13 protein-coding genes are annotated in these 14,946 nt (G+C 73.7%); 3 read left to right on the plus strand and 10 right to left on the minus strand.

Translation table 11 applies throughout. From position 1 onward, the window contains the following. Positions 1–56: 56 nt before the first annotated feature. The 8 genes from ACVWWH_RS13445 to ACVWWH_RS13480 form a co-directional block, all read right to left on the minus strand. Positions 57–1,940 (minus strand): DEAD/DEAH box helicase, encoded by a 1,884-nt coding sequence (locus ACVWWH_RS13445; RefSeq protein WP_457316901.1) that lies wholly within the window; start codon positions 1,938–1,940, stop codon positions 57–59. After that, complete coding sequence (locus ACVWWH_RS13450) at positions 1,937–3,403, minus strand: MFS transporter (protein ID WP_457316902.1); 1,467 nt, start codon at positions 3,401–3,403, stop codon at positions 1,937–1,939. Before ACVWWH_RS13450 ends, ACVWWH_RS13445 begins: the two co-directional genes overlap by 4 nt. A gap of 4 nt (positions 3,404–3,407) precedes the next feature. After that, positions 3,408–3,719 carry a DUF3039 domain-containing protein gene (locus tag ACVWWH_RS13455; protein WP_066498494.1) on the minus strand — a complete coding sequence of 104 codons (312 nt, stop codon included), beginning with the start codon at positions 3,717–3,719 and terminating at the stop codon, positions 3,408–3,410. A gap of 29 nt (positions 3,720–3,748) precedes the next feature. After that, entirely contained in the window at positions 3,749–4,531 is a 783-nt protein-coding gene (gene nagB, locus ACVWWH_RS13460) for a glucosamine-6-phosphate deaminase (protein ID WP_457316903.1), read from the minus strand. A gap of 142 nt (positions 4,532–4,673) precedes the next feature. Next, complete coding sequence (locus ACVWWH_RS13465; RefSeq protein ID WP_457316904.1) at positions 4,674–6,272, minus strand: transporter; 1,599 nt, start codon at positions 6,270–6,272, stop codon at positions 4,674–4,676. Beyond that, complete coding sequence (locus ACVWWH_RS13470) at positions 6,257–7,030, minus strand: ABC transporter ATP-binding protein (protein ID WP_457316905.1); 774 nt, start codon at positions 7,028–7,030, stop codon at positions 6,257–6,259. The genes ACVWWH_RS13465 and ACVWWH_RS13470 overlap by 16 nt, the downstream gene beginning before the upstream one ends. A gap of 107 nt (positions 7,031–7,137) precedes the next feature. Further along, entirely contained in the window at positions 7,138–8,127 is a 990-nt protein-coding gene (locus ACVWWH_RS13475) for a co-chaperone YbbN (protein WP_457316906.1), read from the minus strand. An 87-nt stretch (positions 8,128–8,214) separates the two neighbouring features. Then, positions 8,215–9,990 carry a hypothetical protein gene (locus tag ACVWWH_RS13480; RefSeq protein ID WP_457316907.1) on the minus strand — a complete coding sequence of 592 codons (1,776 nt, stop codon included), beginning with the start codon at positions 9,988–9,990 and terminating at the stop codon, positions 8,215–8,217. A 181-nt stretch (positions 9,991–10,171) separates the two neighbouring features. Between ACVWWH_RS13480 and ACVWWH_RS13485 the strand changes: the two genes are divergently transcribed. Next, complete coding sequence (locus ACVWWH_RS13485) at positions 10,172–11,488, plus strand: AI-2E family transporter (RefSeq protein ID WP_371326629.1); 1,317 nt, start codon at positions 10,172–10,174, stop codon at positions 11,486–11,488. Between the two features lie 28 nt (positions 11,489–11,516). Here the strand turns inward: ACVWWH_RS13485 and ACVWWH_RS13490 are convergent, their stop codons facing one another. Next, positions 11,517–12,305, minus strand: coding sequence for an alpha/beta hydrolase (locus ACVWWH_RS13490; protein WP_457316908.1), 789 nt, complete (start codon positions 12,303–12,305; stop codon positions 11,517–11,519). Positions 12,306–12,328: 23 nt separating this feature from the next. Then, entirely contained in the window at positions 12,329–12,673 is a 345-nt protein-coding gene (locus ACVWWH_RS13495; protein ID WP_457316909.1) for an ATP/GTP-binding protein, read from the minus strand. 85 nt (positions 12,674–12,758) lie between these two features. Between ACVWWH_RS13495 and nucS the strand changes: the two genes are divergently transcribed. Continuing rightward, complete coding sequence (gene nucS, locus ACVWWH_RS13500) at positions 12,759–13,454, plus strand: endonuclease NucS (RefSeq protein WP_457316910.1); 696 nt, start codon at positions 12,759–12,761, stop codon at positions 13,452–13,454. Positions 13,455–13,483: 29 nt separating this feature from the next. After that, a complete protein-coding gene (locus tag ACVWWH_RS13505; RefSeq protein ID WP_457316911.1) occupies positions 13,484–14,728 on the plus strand; it encodes an N-acetylglucosamine-6-phosphate deacetylase in 1,245 nt (414 codons plus the stop codon). Positions 14,729–14,946 lie beyond the last annotated feature (218 nt).

A 14,946-nucleotide genomic window follows, 5' to 3' on the forward strand; every position in this document is an offset into this window, starting at 1 on the left:
GACCTTCAGGAGCTGACACTCAGAGGGTGAGCTGGCGGGCCGGCGGGCGGCGGGAATCAGGCGCGGCCCACGAACCAGTCGGCCAGCTTGGACAGCCGCGCCCTGAGCTGAGCCTCGTCCGCCTGGGCCACGGCCGGGCCGCCGCACAGCTCGCGCAGCTTGTTGTGCACCACGCCGTGCGGGGTGCCGGTCCGCGCGCTCCACGCGGAGACGTTCTTGGCGAGCTCGTTGCGCAAGTCCATGAGGCGGCGGTGGTCCGGCACACCGGCCGGGGAGGACGTGGGGCGGGAGCCGCGCCGGGACACCTGCTCCTGCTGCCGCTGGCGCAGGAGCGTGGCGACCTGGTCGGCGTCGAGCAGTCCCGGGATGCCGAGGAAGTCGAGCTCGTCGTCGGAGCCGACGTCGCCGCCCATCCCGAACTCGCCGCCGTCGAAGAGCACCTTGTCGAACGCGGCCTGGGACTCGAGCGCCTCGTACTTGCCCTTCACGAGGGTGTCCGAGGCCTTCTCCTCCCGGTTGGCCTCGTCCATGAGGGACTCTTCGAGGTCCATCAGCCCGTCCTCGCCGCTCGAGGGGCGGTCGAGGGCGTGGTCCCGCTCGGCCTCCATCGAGTTGGCGAGCGCCATGAGCTGCGGCACGGAGGGCAGGAAGACCGACGCCGTCTCCCCCCGCCGCCTGGCCCGGACGAAGCGTCCCACGGCCTGCGCGAAGAAGAGCGGGGTGGAGGTCGAGGTCGCGTAGACGCCGACGGCGAGGCGCGGCACGTCCACGCCCTCGGACACCATGCGCACCGCGACCATCCAGCGCTGCGTGCCGGCCGAGAACTCCTCGATCTTCCCGGAGGCCTTCGCATCGTCGGAGAGGATGACCGAGGGCGACTCGCCGGTGATCTTCTTCAGGAGGCCCGCGTAGGCCCGGGCGTCCTCGTGGTCCGTGGCGATGACGAGGCCGCCGGCGTCGGGGACGGTGCGGCGCACCTCGGTGAGCCGGCGGTCGGCGCCGGCGAGGACGGCGGGGATCCACTCCCCCTGCGGGTTGAGCGCGGTCCGCCACGCCTGGGCCGTGACGTCCTTCGTCACCGCTGCCTCGCCGAGGGAGGCCGCCATCTCCTCGCCCGCGCTCGTGCGCCAGCGCATCTGGCCCGAGTACGCCATGAAGATGACCGGACGCACCACGTGGTCCCGCAGGGCCTGCCCGTAGCCGTACGTGTAGTCCGCCTTCGAGCGGCGGATGCCGTCCTTGTCCTCGGCATACTCGACGAACGGGATGGGCGAGGTGTCGGAGCGGAACGGCGTTCCGGTCAGGGCCAGGCGCCGCACCGCGGGGTCGAAGGCCTCGCGCAGCCCGTCGCCCCACGAGAGCGACTCGCCGCCGTGGTGGATCTCGTCGAGGATCACGAGGGTGCGCGCGGCCTCGGTCTTCGCCCGGTGCAGGAGCGGCTTGCTGGCGACCTGGGCGTAGGTGACGGCGACGCCCATGAACCCGCGCCCGTGCTGGCCGTCGGCGTTCTTGAAGTTGGGGTCGATCGCGATCCCGATCCGGGCCGCCGCGTCCGCCCACTGCCGCTTGAGGTGGTCGGTGGGGGCGACGATCGTCACGCGGTTGATGAGGCCGCGCTCGATCAGCGTGGAGGCGACCCGCAGCGCGAACGTGGTCTTTCCGGCGCCGGGGGTGGCCACGGCGAGGTAGTCGCGCGGGGCGATCTCGAGGTACTTCTCCAGCGCCTCCTGCTGCCAGGCGCGCAGCTTGGGGGCGGTGCCCCAGGCGGCCCGCTCGGGGTATGCAGGGGGGAGAGCGGGAGAGGCCTGCGGGAGGGCGGGAGAGGCCTGCGGAAGCGCGGGCGCACCGTGGGCGGCGGAAGCGGAGGCCGCGGGGCCGCCGTCGGACGTGGAGGATCCGGCGTTCGACGGCGAGGGGTCACCGAAGAGCGTTTCCCTCACGCGAGGTCCTCGCCCGCCGCAGCGGCGGTCACGGCCGACGGCGCGGCGGACCGCACGCCGGCGAAGGCGGACAGGAAGGCGGAGAGCGTCAGCGCGGCGGCCAGCAGGGCGAAGACGCCGGGCCCGGGAACCGCCTCCGGGGTCAGCAGCAGCGAGTACAGCGTTCCAGCTCCGGCGGTTCCCATCACTCCACCGAGCATATCGGCCATCTGCAGCGAGGCCGAATTCCGCCCCCGGTCCGCGGCCTCGCTCAGGTCGAGGACGAGCACGGATGTCGTGGTCGTGGCGAGCCCCATCCCGCACCCCGCGAGGAGCCAGCCGAGGGCCAGGAGCCACGGCGCCGCGGCCACGGACACCACGCCCGCGATGGACCCGAGGCCCGCGGTGAGGACTACGGAGCCGAGCACGAGGAACGTCGGCTTGGCGAGCCAGCCGCGCGCCTGGACGAAGGAGCCGACGGTCCACCCGAGGGCCCCGCCGGTGAGGGCGAGGCCCGCAACGGACGGCTCGAGACCGTACGCGTCGACCAGCATGAGCGGAATGAACGCCTCGGCGCCGAAGAACGCGAGCGTCAGCAGGCCGCGCACCACCATGACGGCGGGCAGCCCCCTGGCCACGCGGGCCACCCCGCGCGGCATGAGCCGCGGCGCGGTCGCGAGGACCGCGGCGATGCCGCAGAGCACGACGGCGCCGAGCACCGGCGCCGGGACGGCGGCCCGCGCGGCCGGGTCGGCCCAGGACTGGGCGGCCCACTGCGCCGCCGCGACGCCCGCGGCGAGGAGGACGCCCAGGAGGGCACGCCGTCGGCCCTCGCCCGGCGCGAGCGAGGTCTCCTCCGGCGCCCCGAGGCCGCGGACCCGCGGCCAGATGAGCACGACCGCCACGATGACGATCGGGGCCACCCCGAAGAACACCCACCGCCAGCTCGCGTGCTGGGCGAGCAGGCCCGAGATGTAGGGCCCCACGAGGGACGGCAGGACCCACGCGGCAGAGAACCAGCTGAACAGCACGGGCTGGAGGGCGGAGGGCAGGGCCTGGCCGATGATGACGTAGAGCGGGACGATCATGAAGCCGGTCCCCGCCCCGGAGACCATCCGGCCGACCGTGAACACGCCGAAGTCCCATGCCCCGCCGGCCAGCAGGAGGCCGCCCGTCATGAGGACGAGGCCGACCAGCAGCGAGGGACGGGGACCTGCGCGGTCGCACCAGGGGCCGGCGGCCGCGGTGGCGGCGAGGGACGCGGTGAGGAACAGCGAGAACGCGAGGCCGTAGGCCCGCTCGCCGCCGAGGTCTGCGGCGACGACGGGCATGGCGGTCGTCACGGCCATCGCCTCGAAGGCGCTGCACGTGACGATCGCCAGGAGGCCGACGACGAGCCCCCGGTAGGCGGGGGACATGAGCCCGCGCGGGCGCGACGCCGTGCCGCCTGCTCCGTGGGGCCCCTCCCCCACAGGCGCCGTCACGGGGTCATGACTGGTCGTCGTCGTTGCTCGGGCGCAGGCCCTCGTAGATCTCCTTGCACGTGGGGCACACGGGGAACTTCTTGGGGTCGCGGCCGGGGGTCCAGACCTTGCCGCACAGGGCGATCACGGGCTCGCCGGTGAGGGCGGACTCCATGATCTTCTCCTTGCGCACGTAGTGGGAGAAGCGTTCGCGGTCGCCGGGCTCGAGCTCCTCGCGCAGCTCCTCGCGCTCGATCGTGGCGGTGGAGCCGCCGAGGCCGGGGTCGCGGGGGTCGTCGGCGAACGGGTCCGGGGGCATGGTGCTCATGGGATCCATGCTAGCCCCGGCCGGCAGGGGCGCCCCAGTCACAGGCCCTGCCATGAGGGCTTGTTGTCGTAGATGTGCCGGTAGTAGTCGGCGAGGTCCAGGGCCGAGGCCGCGGCCTCGTCCACGATCACCGTCGCGTGCGGGTGGAACTGCAGGACCGAGGCGACGCACATCGCGGTGACGGGTCCCTCGACCAGCCCGTGCACGGCCCCGGCCTTGACGGCGCCGGTCGCCACGAGCACCACGTGCCGCGCGGCCATGATGGTCCCGACGCCCTGGGTGACCACGTGGTGCGGGACCTCGTCGATCGAGGAGAAGAAGCGCGCGTTGTCGCGCCGGGTCTGCTCGGTGAGGGTCTTGATGCGGGTGCGGGAGGCGAGCGAGGACCCGGGCTCGTTGAAGCCGATGTGCCCGTCCGTGCCGATGCCGAGGATCTGGAGGTCCACTCCCCCGGCGTCGAGGATCGCCTGCTCGTACCGGGCGCATGCGTCCTCGAGGTCGGCGGCGGCGCCGTCCGGGCTGTGGACGCGCGCGGGGTCGATGTTGACCCGCTCGGCGAAGTCGCGGCGGATCACGGACCGGTAGGACTCGGGGTGGTCCGCGGCCAGGCCGACGTACTCGTCGAGGGCGAACCCCGAGGCGCGGGAGAAGTCGAGCCCGTCCTCGGCGTGGAGGCGGACCAGCTCGTCGTAGACGGGCAGGGGCGAGGACCCCGTGGCGAGCCCGAGCACCGCGTCGGGCCGGCGAGCCAGCAGCGCGGCGACGGCGGACGCGGCGGTCCTGCCGACCTCGTGCGCGTCCCTGAGGATGACGATTTCCATGCTGGCCCCTCCCGTCGGTCTCCGGCACCTCGCGCCGGGCGGTGCGCATCCGGCGCGGACTTCCTGCTGTCCTATCTTCCGCCGCGGCGGCCCGGCGCACGACGGCGGCCGCCCGCCGTCGTGCCTCGGCCCGCCGTGCGCTTCAGCGCACCCGGACGAGGCTCGAGTACAGCTCGGGGCCGCGCGCGTCCATGAGGCGGCCGCCGAGGAGGATGCCGGCGGCGAGCAGCGCGCCTCCGAGCAGCACCCCCACGCCGAGGGTCGCCCACGCGAAGCCGGCAGCGCCCGTCGCGGCAGCGAGCACCGTGAGGACGATCTCGGGTGCGGCGAGGATCCCGAGCGCCACGACGCCCCCGAACTGGACGAGGAGCGTCTGGGCGCTGTTGCCGGCAGGCTTCTTGAACGGGCTCTCCCCGGGCAGCGGGACCGCCACGGTGTACCGCGCCGAGACCACGGAGGACAGCCCTACCCCGCTGAGCAGCACCCCGAGCGCGAGCCCGAGGAGGGCCGGGAACAGGGCCCAGTCGCCCGCCAGGGCAAACGGGAGCGCGGTGATGAGCGCCACTGCGGGCAGGGCGAAGAGCAGCAGGGCCGCAGCCCGCCCCAGCCGGTCGGCCCAGCCGCGCACGCCCGCGGCCAGGTGCATCGAGAAGGCCGTCGAGTCGTAGGAGACGTCGGCCGAGATCGACCAGGCCAGGACGAAGGCGGAGATCGCCCCGGCGAGCGGGAACGGTCCCTCGAGCACCGATCCGGAGCTGTGCCGGCCGGCGCGCGAGGCGACGAAGAGCACCACGGGCAGCAGCGGCACCACGATGAGCCCCGTGGTGTACCGGGGATCGCGGATCCAGTAGGTGAGGGCACGGGCCGCGACGGCGCCCGCCGGCGTGGCGGGCATCCAGCCGAAGGCGCCGAGCCCCCGCCGCGGGGCCGGCGAGCGCCCGGATCCCCTGCTGCCGGGATTCTCGAGGGCCCGCGCGAGCGCCCAGGACCATCCCCAGGCAGCGAGGACGAGCGCCGCGGCGGTGATCAGCAGCTTCGCGGCCGCCTCGCCCATCCGGCCCTCGGCCACCGCCGCGGGCGCCGAGAAGGCCGCGCCCAGCGGCGTCCAGCCCAGCACGGCCGCGGCCTGGGAGACGGCCGTGGTGCCGCCCTCGCCGATGCCGCGGGCGAGCAGCGAGATGCCGGGGCCAAGGAACATGATCGGCACGATGAACAGGATCCGGGTCACGTCGCGGAACCGGCGCGAGGAGGCCAGCTCCGCCACGATGCTCGCCACGAGGCGGCTCGTGACCACGCACAGCGCGAGCGCGAGCAGCGCGCCCAGCACGGCCGCGGCGACGACCAGGCCTCCGCGCGCCCACGTCACGGTGGTCCCGGCGAGCGCGAGCGCGGTGCACACCCCCGGCACGCCGATGAGCCCCGCGGCGGCCTGCCCGAGGAGCAGCTGGCGCAGCGGGATGGGGTAGAGCGCGAACCGGGCCGGGTCCAGCGTGAGGTCGATCCCCGAGAGCACGATCGGGGTCAGGGCCCAGCCCAGCACGAGCAGGGAGCCCGCCAGCACCAGCACCGTCTCGGCAATGGGAACCGGGACGGCCCTGAGGGCCACGAGCCCCACCAGGGCGAGCGCGAGGATCCAGAGCCCGTACAGGGCCCCGATGATCACGCCCACCAGCTGCCAGGGGCTGCGGCGCAGGCCGTTGCGCAGGAGGGTGAGCTTGAGCCGGATCAGGTGTGCAACCACGACAGTCCCCCCGTGCGCCCCGGCCCGCCCACGAGCTGGACGAACCGGTCCTCGAGCGAGGCCCCGGCGCGGACCTCGTCCACGGTGCCGGCCGCGAGGATCTGTCCCTGCGCCACGACCGCGACGTGGTCGCACATGCGCTGCACGAGGTCCATGACATGGCTCGAGACGACGACGGTGCCGCCGGATCGGACGAACTCGGCGAGGATGGCCCGGATCCCGGAGGCCGAGATCGGGTCCACCGACTCGAACGGCTCGTCCAGCACGAGCACCCTGGGCGCGTGGACGAGCGCCGCGGCGAGCGCGATCTTCTTCGTCATGCCGGCCGAGTAGTCCACCACGAGCGTGCGGCCCGCATCGGCGAGGTCGAACGCCTCGAGCAGGTCCCGGACGCGCGCCGCGACGGTCACACGGTCCATGCCCCGCAGGAGGCCCGCGTAGGTCAGCAGCTGCTCCCCGCTGAGCCGGTCGAAGAGGCGCACCCCGTCGGGGAGCACTCCGAGGAGCCGCTTCGCACCGACCGGGTCGGCCCAGACGTCGACGCCCAGCACGGCGGCCGTGCCGGCGTCGGGGCGGAGGAGGCCGGTGGCCATCGAGAGGGTGGTGGTCTTCCCTGCCCCGTTCGGCCCGACCAGCCCGTAGAACGAGCCGGCGGGCACGTCGAGGCTGATCCCTGCCACGGCCGGCTTGCCGCCGAAGGTCTTCACAAGGCCCCGGAGGGAGAGCGCGGCGGGCACGGCCGGGCTGGGAGCATCCATGCCACCACGCTAGCAAGCGCCGTCCCGCCGCGGATGAGCCCCGAGGATGACTAGCGGCTCAGTCTTGAGGATGACCGGCGCGCAGTGGCCTCAGAAGAGGGCCGTCCTCAGAAGAGGGCGCGGGCGAGCTGCTGCCGGGCCGTGGCCACCCGCGGATCGGCGGCGCCGACCACCTCGAAGAGCTCGAGCAGCCGGACGCGTGCCGCCTCCCGGTCCTCGCCCCCGGTGCGGGAGATGAATCCGACGAGGCGCGAGAACGCATCCTCCACGTGCCCGCCCGCCACGTCGAGGTCCGCGACCCGGAGCTGGGCGGCGAGGTCGTCGGGGGACGCCGCGGCGGCGGCCCGGGCGGCCTCGGCCGCGGGCTGGTCCACCTCGGCCACGCGGGCCATGAGCTGGACCTGGACGAGCCCCGCCTTGGCCTCGCGGTCCGCGGGCTGCTCGGCGAGCGCCCTGCGGTACGCGGCCTCGGCCGCGGCGAAGTCGCCGCGGTCGATCGCGTCGAAGGCCTCCTGGTGCAGCGGGGGCAGCTCCGGCTCCGCCTCGGCGGCGGGGACGCCGTCGGCGGTGCCGGTGACGCCGTTGGCCGCGGCGACCCGCAGCAGCTCGTCGAGGAGCTGGCGCGTCTGCGGCTCGGAGGCCGCGCCCTGGAAGAGCGGGATCGGCTGGCCCTTGAGGATGGCGACGGCGGTCGGCACGGCCTGGGCCTGGAAGGCCTGGGCGAGCTGCGGGAAGGCCTCGACGTCCGCGGCGGTGTAGAGCAGCCGCCCGGCGTAGGAGGAGACGATCGTGCCGAGGTCGTCGCGCAGCCGCTGGGACTCGGGCGAATAGGAGGCCCACAGGAGCACGACGACGGGCACGGTCGCCGAGCGCTGGACGACCTCGCCGAAGGTCCGCTCGTCGAGGTCGATCCGGCCCGGTGCCGGGGCGCCCTGCGCGGGCGCCGCGTGGTCGGCGGGCTGCCCGGCGCCCGCAGGCGCCGGGTGGGCGGCCGAGGCGGGCGGGGCCGCCGTCGCCCGCGCCTTGAGGGCCGAGAGGTCGACGGCGCCGCGGAAGTTCAGCTGCGGCTGGGGCTGGCGGGAACCGGGAACACTCATGGCCCCAGCTTAGCGAAGGGCCGGGACGGGCGAGGGCGGGGCCGCACCGCGTCGGTGCAGCCCCGCCCTCACTCCGGACGGACCTCGTCAGCTCACGCTGGCCCCGGAGAGGTTCCGGGTGGCCCCGATGAGGGTGACCTGCTGCGGGCCGCCGTCCTTGGGGATGTAGAGCATGACCGACTCGCGGAACGTGAGGGTCGCCTTCGTGCTGGCCTCCTTGCCGCCGGCGAGCGCCGCGGCGTCGTCCTGGAGGGTGACCTTGTCGCCCGAGGCCTTCGGCGTGCCCTCGACCGTGAAGTCGAGCGGTGCGACCACGATCGCGCCGCCGTCGGCCGCGCGGAAGGCGGCCGCCTCGTTGCCGACGGGCGTGTGCTTGAAGGTGAACGTCGCGTCCGCGGCCTTGGCGATGTCGGACTGGTAGCCGAACGTGTCCTTGATGTAGGCGTTGTCCGGGATCCTGCCCTTCCAGGCGCTGTTGGCGTTGGAGAGCCGATCGGCCACCCCCGCAATCGCGTCCTTCGGGCTCACCGTGAGGCCCGCCTTGTCGTCGAGGGCGATCTGGTCGGTACCGGACTTGGGCGTCCCGGGGAAGGTCGCACCCGGCAGGAGCGGCGCGGCCTCGATGAGCTTGTAGTTCTCGCGGGCGGATGCCTGGCGCAGCGTCAGCAGCTGCGGGGTGGTGTTGCCCTGCCCCTGGGTGACCGCCACGATCGTGCGCGGCCAGGACCGCTGGGTCGTCACGACGGTGGTGAGCAGCTTCGACGAGCGCACGGGGGCGATCGCCGGGGCGCTCGAGACGGCCGCGCGCACCTTGTAGTTCTGCTGGCGGGCGAGCAGCGCCGAGCCGTCGACCCGGGCGCCGAGCTTGCCGGCGTCCTTCGCGTCGTCGCCGGCCTGCACCGCGTTGGCGGTCTGGTCGAGGATGCGCGTGAGCTGGTCCTCGACCACCACGCGCGTCCCCGACTCGGCGGGGCTGGGTGCGGGCGCGGTCGCGGCCTGCGCGGGGACGGCTGCGAGGCCGCCCACGCCGAGCAGGACGGAGAGCACCGCAGCGACGCGGGCCGCCGGCGTGCGCCGCACGGCCGGCAGGGACGCCGCGCGGCGGTCCGCTGTGCGCTCGGCGGTGCCGGGTGCCTGGCCGGGCACCGGGGGGTTGGCCGCGGTCGCCGGACCGGACGCGCCGGCCTCGGGCGCACGACGCCGGTCCTCGCCGTCGGTGCCCGGGCCGCCCGCGTCGGGGCCGCCGGTGCGGGGGGCACCGGGGCCGCCCCGGAGGCGCCGCAGCAGCACCAGGGCGGCGGCCGCGAGGATCAGGAGGGCGCCGATGACGATGAGCGGGACAGCCCACGGCATGGTCGCGTGGCTCGGCCAGGTGATCGTCACGTCCTGGGGTGCCGGGGCCTTCCCGTCGGTCGCGAGGAGGAGCTGCCAGTCGCCCGAGTCCGGGAGGTCCCAGTGGTACTGGAGGGTGCCGTTCGCGTTCTGGCTGGTGGCGAACAGGTCGGCGCCGGCGGGGTTCGGCGAGGTGGCCTCGCCGTCCGTGTGGGTGGCCTTGAGGACCTTGCCGTCATCGGAGGCGCCGTCGATGGTCGTGTGCGCGGCCTTGCCGACCCAGGCGGCCATGTCGTCGGGGCGCGCAGCGGCCAGCACGTAGTTGCCGTTGCCGTGGACGGTCAGGGTCGCCTCTCCCCCACGGAGGTCCTTGAGCTTCGCATCGATCACCGTCAGCGGGGTGGCCGGGGTGCCGGCCGGAACCGTTGCCGTCACTTGGTCGGCTGGCGCCCACCAGGTGAGCTGGCCGATGCCGGCCACGAGGGCTACAAGGCCGAGCAGCAGGAGCGCGGCTGCGGTCTTCAATCGCACAGGAATACCTCACGTCGGGGGAAGGGAACCTGTCCATGGTAACCAAATCGTGACCATCGGGTCAGATCGGGCCGGCTGGTAGGGTGTGCGCAGTGGGCCCGGGGGCCTGCGGCCCACCCGCAGCCGAGCCCTCGGTGCCCGTCGTCCTCCGGCCTGTCCGGACCTAGCAGAAGGCAGAGGCGTGGGAGAGAACCACCAGCCCGAACCAGTCGAGCCGGAGTCTCCCTCCGCCGCGGGGACGAACCCGCCCGTGAAGCATCCGGTGATCGGGACCGGGCACACGGCCGAGCACCATGGCGGCAGGGAGTTCATGCGCACGGTCGCCCAGCGCCTGCGGACGCCGCTGCCGGGGGCGCAGCCGCGGGTGCGCTTCGAGATGCCGCCCATCGCCGAGGCGGAGGAGGGCAGCCCCCTCGCCCCGCTGTCGAAGGACAGGGGCCTCGGCGAGCCCGGGCCGCGGGTCTCGAACAGGAACCCCGTCTACGTGGGGTTCATGGGGACCGTCGGCGTGGGGATCGCGCTCGCGCTGTACTACATCGCAGCGCACACCACCCAGCTGCTGCTGTGGATCCTCGCGGCCCTGTTCATCTCCCTCGGGCTGGACCCCGTGGTGCGGTGGCTCGAGTCGCGCCGCATCCCCCGTGCGCTCGGCATCGCCGTGACGATCCTCGCGCTCCTGGGCGTGCTCGGCGCGTTCTTCGGCACGCTCATCCCGACGATGGTCGACCAGATCACCCAGCTCGTGAACAACGTCCCGACCTGGATCAACGACTTCCTCGCCTCCGACTTCTACAAGAGCATCGACGAGCAGTTCGGCATCAAGACCCGGGTGACCGAGGAGCTGCAGAAGTTCGGCCAGGACTCGACCGCCGTAACGAACCTGTTCGGCGGGGTCCTCGGCTTCGGGACCACGGTGGCGAACTCCCTGTTCGGGGTGCTCATCGTCGTCGTCCTCAGCCTCTACTTCCTCTCCGCCATGCCGGCGATGAAGCGGTGGGCCTACCGGCTCGCACCCCGCTCCCGCAGGGTGCGGGTGCAGGCGCTCAGCGAGGAGATCACCCGGTCGGTGGGCAACTACGTCATCGGGCAGGTCTGCGTCGCCGCCCTGAACGCGGCCTTCGCCTTCATCGTCATGACGATCCTCAAGGTGCCCTTCGCCGCGCTCCTGGCGTTCATGGTCGGCTTCCTCGCGTTCATCCCGCTCGTGGGCGGCGTCGTCGCGGGCACGGTCATCTCGCTCGTGGCGCTCACCGGCGGCTGGCAGACCGCCGTCATCCTCGCCGCCGCGTACTTCGCCTACCTCCAGTTCGAGGCGTACTTCATCTCGCCGCGCATCATGCAGCGCGCCGTGGCGGTGCCCGGCCCGGTCGCGGTGATCTCGGTGATCGCGGGCGGCAGCCTCCTCGGCGTGCTCGGGGCGCTCATCGCGATCCCGACCGCGGCCTCGGTGATGCTGCTCATGCGGGAGGTCTTCATCACGAGGCAGGACCAGCACTAGCCCGAGCGGCCGGCGCGCCGGGCCGCCGTCAGGAGGCGGTCGCCGTCGGCCCGTCCCACACGGCAGGGAGCTCCGGGGACTCACCGAGCACGTCGTCGACGACCTCGCCCAGCACCCGCTGCACGAACTTCTCGCCCACCCAGAGGTGCTTCGCGCCCTCGACGGCGACGACGCGCGCCTGCGGCACCCGCGCGAACCGCTGCACGGCCTCGGCAGGGCGCAGGTAGTCGTCGAGCTCCGGCACGAGCACGGTCAGGGGCCGCCCGCACGCGGCCCACGCCTCGAGGTCGGCGTCGCCCGCGCGGTGCAGCGGCGGCGAGAGCAGGACCGCCCCCTCGATCTCGTCCACGACCGGGGGCACGGCCCCGTACTTCAGCGCGAGTTCGGTGCCGAAGGACCACCCCACGAGCCACCGGCGCGGAAGCCCGCGCTCGGCGGCGAAGCGCACCGCGGCCTCGACGTCCGCCCGCTCGCCGACGCCTTCCTCGAACTGGCCCTCGCTCGTTCCGCGCGCGCTCGAGGTCCCGCGCGTGTTGAACCTCAGGACGGCCATGCCCGCGAGCGCGGGGAGCCGGAAGGAGGCCTTGCGGTAGACGTGCGAATCCATGAAGCCGCCGTGGGTCGGCAGCGGGTGGAGCGTGATGAGGGTCGCCACCGGCTCCGTGTCCTGCGGCAGGGCCAGCTCCCCGACGAGCGTGAGCCCGTCCTCGGTGCGCAGCTCGATGTTCTCGCGGCGCGCGGGCAGGACGGTGTTGGCGCGGATCGCCGCGGGCCCGTCGGGCTCGGTGAACACGTAGGAGGCGGGGTCGAAGCTCATGGTCCCCACAGTATCGAAGGGGGCTACCGGTAGCGGTACGTGCGGGTGCGCCAGCAGTGCGTGTGCCAGTGCCGCCGCTCGGCGATCCCGGCCTCCTCGCCGAACAGGTGGTCGTCGGCCCAGACCACCAGGTGGGCCGTCCCCGGCGGGATGGTGCGCGAGCACCCAGGGCACGTGTACACCTTCGCCGCGCTGCGGGTCGTCACCTGCCGGACGCGCCAGTCGCCGTCCGGCGCGGACTCGAGCCGGGCGAACCCGGCGAGCACGCGTTCGGGATTGAAGTCGTCCCGCCCGTCGCGCGCGTCCGCGGCGTCCCTGTCGCTGCGGGGGGCGGCAGGGCGGCGTCGTGGGCGGTTCGAGCGGGGCATGGCTCCATTCTGCCGTGCCCACTGCCTCGTGCCCGTCCCACCGGGGGGCCCGCGCCGTCCGTGGGCGCCACGGTAGAGTTCTCGGGTGCGACTCGTCATTGCCCGGTGCTCCGTCGACTACGTGGGGCGCCTGAAGGCCCATCTGCCCCTCGCGACCCGCCTGCTCGTCGTCAAGGCGGACGGTTCGGTGCTCGTCCACTCGGACGGCGGGTCGTACAAGCCGCTGAACTGGATGAGCCCGCCGGCCACCCTCCGCGTCGTCTCCCCCGAGGAGTCCGAGTTGGAGGACGGCGTCCTCGAGCAGTGGACGGTGCAGTCGGCCAAGACGGACGACCGGCTGATCGTCAACGTCCACGAGGTCGTGCACGACTCCTCCCACGAGCTCGGCGTGGACCCCGGCCTCATCAAGGACGGGGTGGAGTCCGACCTCCAGCGGCTCCTCGCGGAGCAGATCGAGACCCTGGGGCCGGGCTACAGCCTGATCCGCCGCGAGTACTTCACCGCCATCGGCCCGGTCGACATCCTCGCGCGAGACGCGACCGGCGCGACCGTCGCGGTCGAGCTCAAGCGGCGCGGCGACATCGACGGCGTCGAGCAGCTCACGCGCTACCTCGAGCTCCTCAACCGCGACCCGCTGCTCGCGCCCGTGCGGGGCATCTTCGCCGCCCAGCAGATCAAGCCGCAGGCGCGGGTTCTTGCGGCCGACCGCGGGATCGACTGCGTGACGCTCGACTACGACGCGATGCGCGGCGTGGACGACGTGGAGTCCCGCCTGTTCTGAGCCCGACCGGGCTCGCCTAAGGTAGTGGCATGACGACCGCCGCCGCTGCCCCGGATTCCACCGCCCAGACCCGGCTCACCCTCCGCGGCCGGATCGTGAGCGACGGCGCCGTCCAGGAGGACGGCCTCGTCGCCGTCGAGGACGACCGCATCGAGTACGCGGGGCCCGCCGCGAACTTCGATGCCGCGGCCTTCGGCGGCCAGTCGGTGTCCGTCCCGGACGGCGCGCTGCTGCTCCCCGGGCTGGTCGACCTGCACTGCCACGGCGCGGCCGGCGTCGACTTCCCGACGGCGGACGAGGAGCAGGCGCGGCGGGGCATCGCCTTCCTCCACGGGCGCGGGACGACCACGTTCCTGGCGAGCCTCGTCACCGCCTCGCGCGAGGACCTGCTCCGCGGCGTCGCGCTCTTCTCGCAGCTCGACGACGAGGGCCTCGTGGCGGGTGTCCACGCCGAGGGGCCCTTCCTCTCGCACGCGCGCTGCGGGGCACAGAACCCGGACTTCCTGCTCGAGCCGGACGTCGACTTCGCGATGGAGCTCATCGAGGTCTCGGACGGCTCGCTCGCGACGGTGACGTACGCGCCGGAGCTGCCCGGCGCGTCCGACCTCGTCGACCTCCTGACGGCCCACGGCGTCACGCCCTCGCTCGGACACACCGCCTGCGACGACGCCACGGCGGAGGCCTCGCTCGAGCAGGCGCGGGACGGGCTCACGGCCGCGGGGTTCGACGGTGCCGAGGGCGTGCCCACGGTGACGCACCTCTTCAACGGCATGCCGCCGCTGCACCACCGCTCCCCCGGTCCCGTGGCGGCCTGCCTCCGCGCTGCCGCCGCCGGGGCGGCCGTCGTGGAGCTCGTGGGCGACGGCGTGCACCTCGCCCCCGCGACCGTCCGCACCGTCTTCGAGCTCGTCGGCTCGGCCAACATCGCCCTCGTCACCGACTCGATGGCCGCGGCCGGGCTCAGCGACGGCCACTACATGCTCGGCCCCTCCCCCGTGAGCGTGGCCGGCGGCGTCGCGACCCTCGATGCGAACGGCTCGATTGCCGGAGGTACGGCCACCCTGCTCGAGGTCGTGGCCCGCACGGCGGCCGCCGGGGTGCCGCTCGCCGACGCCGTACTCTCCGCCACCGCTGTCCCCGCCGCCGTCCTGGGCCGCTCCGACGAATTCGGCAGCCTGCGCCGCGGGCTGCGGGCCGACATCGTGGCCACGGATCCGGACCTCGGCCTGGCCGCGGTCGTCCGCGCTGGCCGGGTGCTCCCCTCGGCACGCTGACGCCGGCTGGGCGAATTTGCCATTCATAGCCCGTCAGAGGTCCATGCCGGAACGTTTTCCGTGCGTTCTCCTGAATTTCTCCCCGCCGTCGCGCATGAAACGGCGTATGCCGTTGACCGTGAATGCGCGGCATGATTGGCTAGAGCCAGTCTTGATGTAGGTAGCAGTGTTTTCCATGCAATGCAGGCTCGCAAGACCGTTGCGAGCGTGGAGTTCCC

This window comes from Sinomonas sp. RB5 (genome assembly GCF_054063535.1).

Excerpts from the sequence above, each read along its gene's own strand:
- ACVWWH_RS13455 (WP_066498494.1), bottom strand. The coding sequence starts at position 3,719 with ATGGATCCCATGAGCACCATGCCCCCGGACCCGTTCGCCGACGACCCC.
- nagB (WP_457316903.1), bottom strand. The coding sequence starts at position 4,531 with ATGGAAATCGTCATCCTCAGGGACGCGCACGAGGTCGGCAGGACCGCC.
- ACVWWH_RS13470 (WP_457316905.1), bottom strand. The coding sequence starts at position 7,030 with ATGGATGCTCCCAGCCCGGCCGTGCCCGCCGCGCTCTCCCTCCGGGGC.
- ACVWWH_RS13475 (WP_457316906.1), bottom strand. The coding sequence starts at position 8,127 with ATGAGTGTTCCCGGTTCCCGCCAGCCCCAGCCGCAGCTGAACTTCCGC.
- ACVWWH_RS13490 (WP_457316908.1), bottom strand. The coding sequence starts at position 12,305 with ATGAGCTTCGACCCCGCCTCCTACGTGTTCACCGAGCCCGACGGGCCC.
- ACVWWH_RS13495 (WP_457316909.1), bottom strand. The coding sequence starts at position 12,673 with ATGCCCCGCTCGAACCGCCCACGACGCCGCCCTGCCGCCCCCCGCAGC.
- ACVWWH_RS13505 (WP_457316911.1), top strand. The coding sequence starts at position 13,484 with ATGACGACCGCCGCCGCTGCCCCGGATTCCACCGCCCAGACCCGGCTC.